Origin of the sequence: Streptomyces sp. B3I8, assembly GCF_030816915.1 — a bacterium.
In the GTDB taxonomy this organism is placed as follows: Bacteria; Actinomycetota; Actinomycetes; order Streptomycetales; family Streptomycetaceae; genus Streptomyces.
Window position 1 is genome coordinate 3,339,513 of sequence record NZ_JAUSYN010000002.1, and the last position, 13,464, is coordinate 3,352,976.

A 13,464-nucleotide genomic window follows, 5' to 3' on the forward strand; every position below is an offset into this window, starting at 1 on the left:
GATCGGGTATCGGTGACCCGGCCGTGTCGGCGGGGTCAGGTCGCGGCCGCCTCCGTCTCCGTCTCCCGGGGGCGGTTGCGTACGTGACGCGGGTTCAGGAACCAGTGGCGGGCCGAGGCGAACCACCACGCCGCCGCGAATCCCAGTACGACGAGGACGGCGACCGGGGCGTAGTTGAAGGTGTCCCAGGTCACCGGTGACACCTGCGGCAGCATGAACAGGACGGTGATGATCACGACCCAGGTCACCGACACCACCCCGATCACCCTCGACCACCGGCCCAGGTGCCAGGGGCCGCGCTCGAAGGCGTCGCCCTTCCGGACCCGCAGCAGCGTGGGGATGACGTAGGCGAGGTAGAGGCCGATCACCGCGATCGACGTCACCGCCGTGTACGCCGTCACATTGATCAGGTACGGCAGCCCCAGCGCGAGCGCGCTCAGCGTGGCCAGCCACACCGCCGCCACCGGGGTGCGGGTGCGCGGGCTCACGGTGTGCCAGACGCGGGAGAACGGCAGTGCGCCGTCGCGCGAGAAGGCGTAGATCATGCGGCTGTTGGCGGTCACGGACGCCATTCCGCAGAACAACTGCGCGCCGATCACCACGAGCAGCAGCAGCTTCCCCGCCGTGGCGCCCAGCGCGTCGAGCAGGATCTGGGCCGGCGGCGCGCCGGTCGGCGAGCCGAGCGCCCCGTCGTACGACTGGATCGCGAACGTGAAGCCGAGGAGCAGTACGAACCCGGCGATCCACGACGTCCAGATGGAGCGGACGATGCCCTTCGGGCCGGCCGTGGACGCGTCGTGCGTCTCCTCGGTCATGTGTGCGGAGGCGTCGTACCCGGTGAAGGTGTACTGCGCCATCAGCAGTCCCAGCAGCACCACGTAAACCCCGCTGCCCCAGCCGGTGTTGTTGACGTACTCCCCGAACACGAACGAGGCGGATCGGTGGTGGTCGGGCACGAACGCGAGGGCGCCGACGATCAGCGCGACCCCCAGCACGTGCCACCACACGCTCACGCTGTTCAGCAGGGCGACGATCCGCACGCCGAAGGTGTTGAGCAGGCCGTGCAGCAGCAGGATCGCGGCGAACAGCAGGATCGTCCGCCCCGGCGTCACCTCGAAGTCGAACTGCAGGTTCAGATACGCGCCCAGGAAGGACGCCGCCCCGAAGTCGATGCCGGCGGTCACGGCGACCTGGCCGAGCACGTTGAACCAGCCGGTGAACCACGCCCAGGCTGCCGCCGAGCGCGGCGGGGCCAGCCGGTGTGCCCAGAAGTACAGGCCCGCCGACGTCGGGTACGCCGAGCAGATCTCGGCCATCGACAGCCCCACGAACAATGTCATCAGGCCGACGCCGACCCAGCCCCAGGTGATCACGGCGGGGCCGCCCGTGTTCATCCCGAACAGGTACAGGGTCAGGCAGCCGGAGAGGACCGAGATGATGGTGAAGGAGACGGCGTAGTTGGAGAACGCCGACATGCGGCGGGCGAGGACCTGCGTGTAGCCGAGCTGGGCCAGCAGTTCCTCGTCCGAGGGGTGGTGGGTCGCTTCATCTGTCATGCCCCCAGCGATTCCCTCCCCGAAGACGTGACAAGCGTCACACCCGCACGAAAAAGAGCCGCGGCCCCCACCCGTGATCGGGTGAGGGCCGCGGCCCGTTTCACGCTCCGACGTCAGCTGCCGCGCTTCCAGCGAGGCTTGTCGTCACGGCGGTTGTACGAGGAGGGGGAGGAGGACGGAGCGGAGCCGCCACCGCGGTGGTCGTCACGGCGCCCGAAGGAGCCGGTGGCACCCCGGTGGTCGTCGCGACGGCCGGACGGGCGGTCGTGCGCGCCGGCACGGAAGCCGGGGCGCTCGCTCTGACGGTCACGGTTGAACGGGCGGTCGCTGCCGCGGTGGCCACCGCGGTCGTCCCGGCGGTCGTCACGGCGGAAGCCGCCACGGTCGTCACGACGCTCGTCACGGCGGAACCCACCACGGTCGTCACGACGCTCGAACGAACGACCACCACGGTCATCACGCCGGTCGTCCCGACGGTCGTCACGGCGAAAACCGCCACGGTCGTCACGACGCTCGTCACGACGGAACCCACCACGGTCGTCACGACGCTCGAACGAACGACCACCACGGTCATCACGCCGGTCATCACGCCGATCGTCACGGCGGTCGTCACGGCGGAAACCGCCACGGTCGTCACGACGCTCGTCACGACGGAACCCACCACGGTCGTCACGACGCTCGAACGAACGACCACCACGGTCATCACGCCGGTCGTCCCGACGGTCGTCACGACGCTCGTGACGCTCGGCGCTCCGCTCCCGGCCGGTCGTCGCCTGCTCCGGCAGCGACACGGCGGCCGCCTCCGGCCGCTCGGCGTCCTCGGTGACGGCCTCGGCCTCGCTCTCGCGGGCCGCGGCCAGCACCGCCTCCGGGTCCTCGCCGCGCTCACGCGCGGCCCGGGCCACCAGGCGGTCCGACTCCTCGCGCAGCTCGGCGGCGCGGCGCGTGGCGCGCTCCAGCTGCTTCGTCAGGTAGGCGACCTCACGCTCGGCCTGCTGCGCGGCGTTGCCCGCCGACTCGGCCTGCACCTCGGTCATCGACCGGGCACCGGTGATCTCGGCGACCTCCGGCTCGAACGCGCCGGCGCTCTGGATGACGTGGCGCGAGGCGTCGACGCCCGCGTCCTCCATCAGCCGGAAGATCTGCCGCCGCTGGTGCGGCAGGGAGAGCGAGACCACGGTCCCGGTACGCCCGGCACGCGCGGTGCGGCCGGCCCGGTGCAGGTAGTCCTTGTGGTCGCCGGCGGGGTCGACGTTGAGCACCAGGTCGATGCCGTCGACGTGGATGCCGCGCGCGGCGACGTCCGTGGCGACGAGGACGTTGACGTAGCCGTCCTTGAAGTCGGCCAGCGTCCGGGTCCGGGCCCCCTGGGTCATGCCGCCGTGCAGCGCGTCCGCCTTGGCACCGGCGTCACGGAGCTGCTCCGCGACGCGGTCGGCGCCGAGCTGGGTGCGCACGAAGATGATGGTGCGGCCCTTGCGGGAGGCGATCGCGGCGGTGACCGGAGCCTTGTCCTTGGGCTTCACGATCAGGATGTGGTGCGACATGGTCGTCACGGCACCCTGGGCGGCGTCGACCTCGTGGGTGGCCGGGTCGTTCAGGTACCGGTCGACCAGCGTCTTGATCTCGTTCTCCATGGTGGCGGAGAAGAGCATCCGCTGACCGCCGGCCGGAACCTGGTCGAGCAGCTCGGTGACCTCGGGCAGGAAGCCGAGGTCGGACATCTGGTCGGCCTCGTCGAGCACGGCGATCTGCACGTTCTCGAGCGAGCAGGCACCGCGGTTGATGAGGTCACGCAGCCGGCCGGGAGTGGCGACGAGGACGTCGACACCGCGCTCCAGGGCGTAGATCTGGTTGCCCATGGAGGTGCCGCCGCAGACGACCTTCATCTTCAGGCCGAGGACGTCGCCGTACGGCTGGAGCGCGTCGGCGACCTGCATGGCGAGCTCGCGGGTCGGCGTCATGATGATGGCGCGCGGCTTGTGCTTCTCGGTCCGGCCGCCGGCCAGCGTGGCCAGGGTCGGCAGACCGAACGACAGGGTCTTGCCGGAGCCGGTGCGGCCCCGGCCGAGGATGTCCTTGCCCGCCAGGGCGTCCGGGATGGTCGCGGCCTGGATCGGGAACGGGGCGGTCACACCGTTCTGCGTGAGCTTGCGGACGATGCCCTCAGGCAGTCCGAGATCGGTGAAGGTGAGCTGGGGGGCGTCGGTCTCGGCCGCGCCCTCGGTACCCGCTACGGCCTCAGGGCCTTCGGGCAGGACGACGTGGTCGGTACTGGCGACAGACATGCGAATGGAGAGCCTTCCGGAGTTGTACGGCAGCACGCGCCCCAACTCCGTGAAGTCACAATCGACCGCCTCGATGCGGTCCGGCCACGGTAAGGGAGAGTACGCGCCACACGCGGCGCGTCTTTTCTTGGCGCCGGGCAAATGGGATCAAACGATCTACCACCATACGCACCAAGGCCCCCGAGGTGCAAACCCACGGGTCAGAGCCCTGCGAATCCCTCCCCCGCGCCCCTGACACCCTTCTCCCACGCCCTCACTCCTCCTCCTCTGCCGTGACCCACCCGGCCCCCGGCTCCGCCACCGGCGACACCGGCACCGGTCCCCGCTCCACCAGCTGCGCCTGCTGCTCGTGGGCCGAGGGGGACGGCTCCGCCGTGGCCGGGGGCGGCTCGGAGACGGGCGGCGGCGTCGGCTCCGGCTCCGGTGGGGTGACGGGCGCGCTCGGCTCGCCCGTGGGCCCCGCCGGGTCGCCCGCACCGCCCGCCCGGCCGTCGTCGCTCCCCCCTCCGACGGCGCCCGCCGTGCCCCTGCCGCCCTTCGCCGACGCCTTCGTCGACGGCTTCGTCCTCGCGCCCGGCGACGCGGTGGGCGCCGCCGTCCCGCGTTCCGACTCGCCCGGCCGTGGCGAGCGTCCCTTCGTACGGCGCTGCCCGCCGGCGACGTGGCCGCCACCGGCACCGGCGCCCGCCGCGTCCTCGCCCCGCACCACCGCCCCGTGCGGCCCCGTCGAACGCGCCGGCCCGGGGTGCCCGGCGTCGTCCCCCACGCTCACGCATCCCGTGGCGGCCGCCACGGTCATGACGGCGGCGGCCAATCGGAACGGAACGTCACTGGGGCGCACGGGCAGCCACCTCCGGGGGCGGGCGAAGCGGTCCCCCTGCCCAACTCCCCCGCCCCGCGGGAGGACACGCCCCCGACTTCGCCGGATCGCCCCACCCTTCGCCGGACCGCCCCGGAACCGTCGGACCACCGACGCCGCCGGACCGCCGGTCGCGCGCCCCGTGCACGACAATGGGCGGGTGCTGCAGATGACGCGCGAGGAATTCGAAGAGCTCGTGAGCGAGGCCCTGGACCGGATCCCGCCGGAACTGACGCGGGTCATGGACAACGTGGCCGTCTTCGTCGAGGACGAGCCGTCCGCCGACGACCCCGAACTGCTGGGCCTCTACGAGGGAACACCGCTCACCGAGCGCGGCGAGTGGTACGCCGGGGTGCTCCCCGACCGCATCAGCGTCTACATGGGCCCCACGCTGCGCCACTGCGCGTCGCCGGAGGAGGTCGTGCACGAGGTCTCCGTGACGGTCGTGCACGAGGTCGCCCACCACTTCGGCATCGAGGACACCCGGCTGCACGAACTGGGCTGGGGCTGACCCCCCCCACCACGCCCCCGACCCTCCGCGCCGCCGTCTCGCCGCGCCCCTGCGCCCCCCGCGCCTCACCGCGCTTCCGGCGCATCCCGCATATTCGCGGCCCCACGTGGGCATACGGGACCAATGGCCCGCCGCGTCCCCGCCGCAGTCCTGCACGCACTCGCCCCGCTCCGAAGGGCCACGCACCGCGACCGCACACCCGCGCGCGAAACACCCCTGCTCGAAACATCCGCGCCCCGCCCCAACCCCTGGCTCCAGTCCCTCACTCTCGCCGCCGTCGTCCTCCTCGGCGCCTGGCTCGGCCTGCTCGTCGTCGGCAACGTGCGCGCCCCCGTGGGCCCCATGAACACCACGATGGCGCTGCGCCCCTCCCTCACCGGCGGCACGAAGATCAACGTCTCGCCGCTCGGCGCGCTGGAGCTGGACACCCACAAGGCCCCCGTCCGCCTGGACGTGAACGTCGACCAGTTGGACGAGACCCGCGCCCAGGCCCTCGTGGACCATCCCGAACGGCTCTCCGACCTCCAGGACGAGGTCGCGCGGGACGTCGCCGACGACACGCTGAACCTCGCCGTCCGCTCCTGCGTGGCCGTCGTCTCCGGCGCCACCGCGCTCGGCCTCGTCGTCTACCGCCGCCCGCGCCGCGCCCTCGCGTCCGGCGGCCTCGCCCTCGCGCTCCTCGTCGCCTGCGGCACCAGCGCGTTCGCGACGTGGAACCCCAAGGCGGTGCTGGAGCCGAGGTTCTCCGGCCTGCTCTCCTCCGCCCCGTCCCTGGTCGGCAGCGCCCGCAGCATCGTCACGGAGTTCGACGTCTACCAGAAGGAGCTGGCCCGCCTGGTGACGAACGTGACGAAGCTGTACGACGTCACGTCCACGCTCCCCGCGTACCAGCCGGACCCCAGCACGATCCGGGTACTGCACGTCTCGGACATCCACCTCAACCCGGCGAGCTGGAAGATCGTCGCCTCGCTGGTGGAGCAGTACGACATCGATGTGATCGTCGACTCCGGCGACACGATGGACCACGGCACGGCGGCGGAGAACGGCTTCCTGGACCCGGTGGCGGGCCTGGGCGCGCCGTACGTGTGGGTGCGGGGCAACCACGACTCGTCGACCACCCAGAAGTACCTGGGGAAGATGAAGAACGTGCGCGTCCTGGACGACGGCCGGGCGGTCACCGTCGCGGGGCTGCGGTTCGCGGGGATCGGCGACCCGCAGTACACCCCCGACCGCACGGCCGAGCGCGGCGACCGGGCGGAGGAGCTGGCGGGCGCCCGCCTCGCCTCGTCCCTGCGCGACCAGCAAAACGCCGGCACACCCGTGGACGTGGCGATCGTGCACGAGCCGTCGGCGGCACGGGAGACGGACGGGGAGGTACCGCTGGTCCTCTCGGGCCATCTGCACCACGAGGGCACGGAGGTCATGGAGTACGGCACACGACTGCGCATCGAGGGCTCGACGGGCGGCAGCGGGCTGCGCGCGGTCGAGGGGAAGTACCCGGACCCGATCGAGGCGTCGGTCCTCTACTTCGACCGGGACAGCCGGCGGCTCCAGGCGTGGGACGAGATCAAGCTGGGCGGCCTGGGCCGGACGACCGCGGAGGTCGCCCGCCACCTCGTGGACGAGAACAAGCCCGGCGCCACCCCGTCCCCGACGCTGTCCTCGACTACGCCGTCCTCCGGCTCTCCCACCCCGTCGAACCCCACCCGCCGCTCCCCGAGCCCCTCCCCGTAAACCGTTTTGGCGATACCTCCCGCCATCCCATATGCTTCTCACGTCCCCGAGGCGCCGCGAAGCGCCCAGGCGGGCCGATAGCCCTCATCGTCTAGCGGCCTAGGACGCCGCCCTTTCAAGGCGGTAGCACGGGTTCGAATCCCGTTGGGGGCACGTAGTACCGTGTGCGGTCGTGTGCGACACTGTCGCCCGTTGGTTCGCACACACAAGAGCAAGGTCCTGTGGAGCAGTTTGGAGTGCTCGCCACCCTGTCAAGGTGGAGGCCGCGGGTTCAAATCCCGTCAGGACCGCTGACGTTTCACGTGAAACGTCGTGGCTGGGTAGCTCAGTTGGTACGAGCGATCGCCTGAAAAGCGATAGGTCGCCGGTTCGACCCCGGCCCCAGCCACCACCGAAGGCCCCCTCCCACTGGGACGGGGCCTTCAGCCGTTCCGGAGCGCCTTCAGTCGGCTGCCGAGGAGCGCGGGGTCTCACGGGGCGGCGTGCGCCGGGCCGACGGAACGGCCACCCGGGTGGCGGTGGCGCCAGACCCAGAAGACCGTGCAGGACACGAGCGCCCAGCCCGCCAGGACCAGGAACGGGAACGCGTGCTGGTGGCCGGGGAAGTAGACCGCCGTGTGCTGGGCGTTGACCGACGCGCCCGGCGGGAGCCACCGGCCGATCACGCCGAGCGGGGACGGCAGCAGCGGCCAGGAGACCGCGCCGCCCGACGACGGATTGCCGAGCAGCACCATCAGCCCCCAGGTCGGCAGCATCGCCCAGCGGCCGAACAGGGTGTTGAACATCGTGAAGACCATGCCGGACGTGAACATCGTCAGCGCGAGGATCAGCCACGACTCCACGAACGGCAGGTGCAGCGCGCTCAGCAGCCAGTCGACCACCGCCGCGATCACGAACCCGCCGAGCAGCGCATAGGCCGCGGTGAACGCGATGCGCTCGGCCGGATCGAGTGCTCTGGCGTGCACGCTGAGCTGGATCGCGCCGACGAAGCCGATGATGACGGCGGCGAGGGAGATGTAGAAGATCGCCAGCCCACGCGGGTCCCCCTTCTGCAGCGGCTTGAGATCCTTGACGGTGACGTTCGTCCCGGCGGCCTTGCCCACCTGTTCCCCCGCGTCCTCCAGTACCTGGGCGACCGTTGCCCCGGAGGCCCCGGAGACGTCCAGGGTGAGCGTTCGCCCAGCGGACGGCACGTCGAGCACCGCGAAGACCTTCTGGTCCTCGACCGCCTCGACCGCCGCGCTCCGGTCCTCGTACGCGTGCAGCTTCAGCGAGGCGTTGAGCGCCTTCTCCATCCCGGCGATGAACCGCCGCCCCTGCGCGCTGTCGTACGCCCCGACGACAGCCGTGGGCACCGTGCGCGGGGTGGGGTTGGCCATGGCGTACGTGTAGGAGCCGGCGAAGAGTCCGGCCGCCGCCGCGAGGATCAGCAGCAGCACGGTGGCGGGCAGGAACGGGGACTCCCGGAACGCGGCCAGGCGTTCCGCGCCCGTACGCGGCCGGCCATGGGCACCGTGCGGCGGCTCATGACCGGGCTCGGGCTCCCCGGAGATTGACATAACACCCACGCTAGGTCATTTCCCCCCGCGACAAATCCGTTCGCCTCTCGTTTCCCGGAGGTGAGATCCTGGTTCCCGTATGTCCACGCACCCCGCCCCCGCCCTCGGCGCCCTCGCCCCCCGCCTGACCGAGCTGTCGCTGCGCGACGCGCACCGGCTCGGGCGCAGGCTCGAAGGCGCCCGCAAGATCCGCAAACCGGAGGCCCGCGCCGCCGTCCTCGCCGAGATCGAGGCCGAGGTCGAACAGGCCGAGGCACGGATCGGGGCGCGGCGTGCCCGCGTCCCGGTGGTGACGTATCCCGCGCAACTGCCGGTCAGCCAGAAGAAGGACGAGATCGCCGAGGCCATACGCGACCACCAGGTCGTGATCGTGGCCGGTGAGACCGGTTCCGGGAAGACCACGCAGATCCCCAAGATCTGCATGGAGCTCGGTCGCGGCGTCCGCGGCATGATCGGGCACACCCAGCCCCGCCGGATCGCCGCCCGTACGGTCGCCGAGCGCGTCGCCGAGGAGCTGGACACCCCTCTCGGCGAGACCGTCGGCTGGAAGGTGCGGTTCACCGACCAGGTCAACCCGGAGGCCACCTTCGTCAAGCTGATGACGGACGGCATCCTGCTCGCCGAGATCCAGACCGACCGCGAGCTGCGCGCCTACGACACGATCATCATCGACGAGGCGCACGAGCGGTCCCTGAACATCGACTTCCTGCTCGGCTACCTCGCCCAGCTCCTGCCGAAGCGTCCCGACCTCAAGGTCGTCATCACCTCCGCGACGATCGATCCCGAGCGTTTCTCCCGGCACTTCGGCGACGCGCCGATCGTCGAGGTCAGCGGCCGTACGTACCCGGTGGAGGTGCGCTACCGCCCGCTCCTGGAGGAGGACTCGGAGGACGCCGACCGGGACCAGATCACCGCGATCACCGACGCCGTCGAGGAACTGATGGCGGAGGGCCCCGGCGACATCCTCGTCTTCCTCTCCGGCGAACGGGAGATCCGCGACACCGCCGACGCGCTGGACAAGAAGAAGTACCGGTCCACGGAGGTGCTGCCGCTGTACGCGCGGCTGTCGCACGCCGAGCAGCACCGCGTCTTCCAGCGACCCGGTGCGGGAACAGTGCGCCGGATCGTCCTCGCCACCAACGTGGCCGAGACCTCCCTGACCGTTCCCGGCATCAAGTACGTCATCGACCCCGGCTTCGCCCGCATCAGCCGCTACAGCCACCGCACCAAGGTGCAGCGCCTGCCCATCGAGCCGGTCTCGCAGGCAAGCGCCAACCAGCGCAAGGGCCGCTGCGGCCGTACGTCGGACGGCATCTGCGTCCGGCTGTACTCCGAGGACGACTTCCTCACCCGTCCGGAGTTCACGGACGCGGAGATCCTGCGCACCAACCTCGCCTCCGTCATCCTGCAGATGACCGCGGCCGGCCTCGGCGACATTGAGAAGTTCCCCTTCATCGACCCGCCGGACCACCGCAACATCCGCGACGGCGTCCAGCTCCTCCAGGAGCTCGGCGCGCTCGACCCGGCGCAGCAGGACGCCCGCAAGCGGCTCACCGAGACCGGCCGCAAGCTCGCCCAGCTCCCCGTCGACCCGCGCCTCGCCCGGATGGTGCTGGAGGCGGACCGCAACGGCTGCGCGCGCGAGGTCATGGTGATCGCCGCCGCGCTGTCCATCCAGGACCCCCGTGAGCGCCCCTCCGACAAGCAGACGCAGGCGGACCAGCAGCACGCCCGCTTCCGCGACGAGACCAGCGACTTCCTGGCCTTCCTCAACCTGTGGCGCTACGTCCGCGAGCAGCAGCGGGAGCGCGGCTCGTCGTCGTTCCGGCGGATGTGCAAGCAGGAGTTCCTCAACTTCCTGCGCATTCGCGAATGGCAGGACATCTACACCCAGCTCCGCACGGTCGCCAAGCAGATGGGGATCCACCTCAACGAGGAGGACGCCCCGGGCGACCGCATCCACGTCTCACTGCTCGCCGGTCTGCTCTCCCACATCGGCATGAAGGACGTGAAGGAGTCCAAGACCGCCGAGGGGTCGGCCGGTACCTCCGGCCCGGGCGGCGTTCGCAGGGGCGGGGGCCGCAACGAGTACGTGGGCGCCCGTAACGCCAAGTTCGCGATCTTCCCCGGCTCGGCGCTGTTCAAGAAGCCGCCACGGTTCGTGATGTCGGCGGAGCTGGTGGAGACCTCACGGCTGTGGGCCCGGGTCAACGCGAAGATCGAGCCCGAGTGGGTGGAACCGCTCGCCGGACACCTCCTCAAGCGCACGTACAGCGAGCCGCACTGGGAGAAGGACCAGGCCGCGGTGGTGGCGTACGAGAAGGTCACGCTGTACGGGGTCCCGATCGTCGCCCAGCGGAAGATCAACTACGGGCGGGTCGACGCCGAGGTCAGCCGCGAACTGTTCATCCGCAACGCCCTGGTGGAGGGCGACTGGCGCACGCACCACAAGTTCTTCGCCGACAACCGCAAGCTGCTCGGCGAGGTCGAGGAGCTGGAGCACCGGGCGCGGCGCCGGGACATCGTCGTCGACGACGAGACGCTGTTCGACTTCTACGAACAGCGGATCCCCGAACACGTCGTCTCCGGCGCCCACTTCGACTCCTGGTGGAAGCACAAGCGGCACGAGCAGCCCGACTTCCTCGACTTCGAGCGGGAGATGCTCATCCGGGAGTCGGCGCAGGCGGTCACCAAGGCCGACTATCCCGACTCCTGGCGCCAGGGCCCGCTCACGTTCCGGGTGACGTACCAGTTCGAGCCGGGCGCGGACGCGGACGGCGTGACCGTCCACATCCCGCTCCAGGTGCTCAACCAGGTCACCGACGAGGGGTTCGACTGGCAGATCCCGGGCCTGCGCGAGGAGGTCGTCACGGAGCTGATCCGCTCCCTGCCGAAGCCGATCCGCCGCAACTACGTGCCGGCGCCGAGCTACGCAGGGAAGTTCCTGGAACGTGCGGTGCCGCTGCAGGAGCCGCTGACGACGACGATGGCGCGCGAGCTGAAGCGCATGGTCGGCGTGCCCTTCGAGCCGGACGACTTCGACTGGGGCCGGGTCCCCGACCATCTGCGGATCACCTTCCGGATCGTCGACGAGCGACGCCGCAAGCTGGCCGAGGACAAGGACCTGGAAGCGCTGAAGGTGCGGCTGCGGCCGAAGGCGCGCAAGGCGCTCTCGCAGGCCGCGGCGGCGACCGCCGAGCGGCAGGGCGGGGAGTCGGTGGAACGCTCCGGGCTGACGGACTGGACGTTCGGCACGCTCAGCCGCGTCTTCGAGACCCGGCGGGCCGGTCAGCCGGTGAAGGCGTACCCGGCACTCGTCGACGACGGACCGGCGGCGAACACCGTGTCGGTACGCCTCTTCGACACCGAGGCCGAGCAGACCGAGGCGATGTGGAAGGGCACGCGGCGGCTGATCCTGCGCAACATCCCGGTCAACCCGGCCAAGTTCGCGTCCGACAAGCTGACGAACGCGCAGAAGCTCGCGCTGTCCGCCAATCCGCACGGCTCGGTCCAGGCACTGTTCGAGGACTGCGCGACGGCGGCGGCCGACCGGCTGATCGCCGACTTCGGCGGACCGGCGTGGGACGAGGAGTCGTACCGCAAGCTCTACGACAAGGTGCGCGCCGAGATCGTCGACACGACCGTACGGACGGTGGGCCAGGTGCAGCAGGTGCTGGCCGCCTGGCAGGCCTGCGAGCGGCGCCTGAAGGCCGTACGCAGCCCCGCGCTGCTGCCGAACCTGACGGACGTACGGGCGCAGCTCGACGCCCTTGTGAAGCCCGGTTTCGTGACCGAGGCGGGGCTGCGGCGACTGCCGGACCTGATGCGGTACCTGATCGCGGCGGACCGGCGGCTGCAGCAGATGCCGACGAACGTCCAGCGCGACACGACCCGCATGGAGAAGGTCCACGAGATGCGGGACGAGTACGCGTGGCTTCGGGAGCAGTTGCCCGCGGGGCGGCCGGTGCCGGCGGCGGTGCGGGAGATCCGGTGGATGATCGAGGAGCTGCGGGTCAGCTACTTCGCGCACGCGCTGGGGACGGCGTATCCCGTGTCGGACAAGCGCATCGTGAAGGCGATCGACGCCGCGGCGCCGTGACGGGGGGCGCACAAGGGGTGAGTTCGACCCCGGGGCTCGCCCTCCTGTAGAGTCTCGTCTCGCAGCGCAGCGCAGTAATGCGACCGCGAAGCACCTGGTCCTGTGGAGCAGTTTGGAGTGCTCGCCACCCTGTCAAGGTGGAGGCCGCGGGTTCAAATCCCGTCAGGACCGCAAGAAGAAAGGCCGTGCCCCCGGGGGCACGGCCTTTCGGCATGTCCGGGACATTCGGGGCGTCAGGGGATCTGCGCGGTGGTGCGCCCCCCCCCTCGCACCGTTGCCGGGTCCCTTGACGGCGTCACATTCGGTCGCTACCTAAAGAAGCACGACCTCGGTCCTCCCGGAGGTGGCGTATGACCGCTGCGGCCTCTCCGCACGCGACCCGCGCACTGCTGCGCGCCCATCTGTCGGCCGCCGTCGGCTACCGCCATCTCACCCGGCACTGTCCGATCTGCCGTCAGCTCCTGAGACTGGCCATGGAGCCGACGGGACCGGCCGGCGGGGACGAGCACTCCGTCGAGCCACCCGTGGCGGCGCCCCCGGCCGAGGAGCTCCGGGCGGCCGCACCGGCCCCCACCGCCTGACAGGGACGGCTCGCCGCGCGGCCCACAACCGCTCCGGCGGCGGACAGCCGGCCCGCGGCCGCCCGCCCGGCAAGAACTCCGTCATGGCCCGCGACGAGGACCGGGACAAGGCCCCGGCGTGTGACGGGAGTCACCGCATGACTTTTACGGAGGAAGGAACTTACACACCTCCTACCTCCGGTCAATTTAATATGTGCAATTGCACTGTCTCCACACCTCCCTCTCATCCTGTGCGCCGGGCCGCCCCGCAGCGGATCCGACACCCCTCCCCAGACAC

The 13,464-nt window shown here is 70.9% G+C and carries 8 protein-coding genes and 4 tRNA genes; 8 read left to right on the top strand and 4 right to left on the bottom strand.

Annotated features, from left to right (window positions below):
- Nucleotides 1-35: 35 nt before the first annotated feature.
- The 3 genes from QFZ64_RS16915 to QFZ64_RS16925 form a co-directional block, all read right to left on the bottom strand.
- A complete protein-coding gene (locus QFZ64_RS16915; protein WP_307066616.1) occupies nt 36-1,556 on the bottom strand; it encodes an amino acid permease in 1,521 nt (506 codons plus the stop codon).
- Nucleotides 1,557-1,669: 113 nt separating this feature from the next.
- Nucleotides 1,670-3,844, bottom strand: a complete 2,175-nt coding sequence (locus QFZ64_RS16920; protein WP_307066618.1) for a DEAD/DEAH box helicase — start codon at nt 3,842-3,844, stop codon at nt 1,670-1,672.
- A gap of 253 nt (nt 3,845-4,097) precedes the next feature.
- Nucleotides 4,098-4,685, bottom strand: a complete 588-nt coding sequence (locus QFZ64_RS16925) for a hypothetical protein (protein WP_307066620.1) — start codon at nt 4,683-4,685, stop codon at nt 4,098-4,100.
- A 178-nt stretch (nt 4,686-4,863) separates the two neighbouring features.
- On the opposite strand from QFZ64_RS16925, the gene QFZ64_RS16930 reads away from it, so the two are divergent.
- The 5 genes from QFZ64_RS16930 (at nt 4,864) to QFZ64_RS16950 (ending at nt 7,339) form a co-directional block, all read left to right on the top strand.
- Entirely contained in the window at nt 4,864-5,214 is a 351-nt protein-coding gene (locus QFZ64_RS16930; RefSeq protein WP_307066622.1) for a metallopeptidase family protein, read from the top strand.
- Nucleotides 5,215-5,337: 123 nt separating this feature from the next.
- On the top strand, nt 5,338-6,948 hold the full coding sequence (locus tag QFZ64_RS16935; RefSeq protein ID WP_307066624.1) for a metallophosphoesterase: 1,611 nt from the start codon (nt 5,338-5,340) through the stop codon (nt 6,946-6,948).
- Nucleotides 6,949-7,028: 80 nt separating this feature from the next.
- Nucleotides 7,029-7,101, top strand: a tRNA-Glu gene (locus QFZ64_RS16940).
- Between the two features lie 62 nt (nt 7,102-7,163).
- Nucleotides 7,164-7,238 (top strand) — tRNA-Asp (locus tag QFZ64_RS16945).
- Between the two features lie 24 nt (nt 7,239-7,262).
- Nucleotides 7,263-7,339: transfer RNA gene (locus QFZ64_RS16950), tRNA-Phe, on the top strand.
- Nucleotides 7,340-7,418: 79 nt separating this feature from the next.
- Here QFZ64_RS16950 and QFZ64_RS16955 read toward each other — a convergent pair.
- On the bottom strand, nt 7,419-8,507 hold the full coding sequence (locus tag QFZ64_RS16955; RefSeq protein WP_307066625.1) for an ABC transporter permease: 1,089 nt from the start codon (nt 8,505-8,507) through the stop codon (nt 7,419-7,421).
- A gap of 79 nt (nt 8,508-8,586) precedes the next feature.
- Between QFZ64_RS16955 and hrpA the strand changes: the two genes are divergently transcribed.
- The 3 genes from hrpA (at nt 8,587) to QFZ64_RS16970 (ending at nt 13,187) form a co-directional block, all read left to right on the top strand.
- Nucleotides 8,587-12,606 carry an ATP-dependent RNA helicase HrpA gene (gene hrpA / locus QFZ64_RS16960; RefSeq protein WP_307066627.1) on the top strand — a complete coding sequence of 1,340 codons (4,020 nt, stop codon included), beginning with the start codon at nt 8,587-8,589 and terminating at the stop codon, nt 12,604-12,606.
- Between the two features lie 96 nt (nt 12,607-12,702).
- A tRNA-Asp gene (locus QFZ64_RS16965) sits at nt 12,703-12,777 on the top strand.
- A gap of 179 nt (nt 12,778-12,956) precedes the next feature.
- Nucleotides 12,957-13,187 carry a DUF6274 family protein gene (locus tag QFZ64_RS16970; RefSeq protein WP_307066629.1) on the top strand — a complete coding sequence of 77 codons (231 nt, stop codon included), beginning with the start codon at nt 12,957-12,959 and terminating at the stop codon, nt 13,185-13,187.
- The last annotated feature ends 277 nt before the right edge of the window (nt 13,188-13,464 follow it).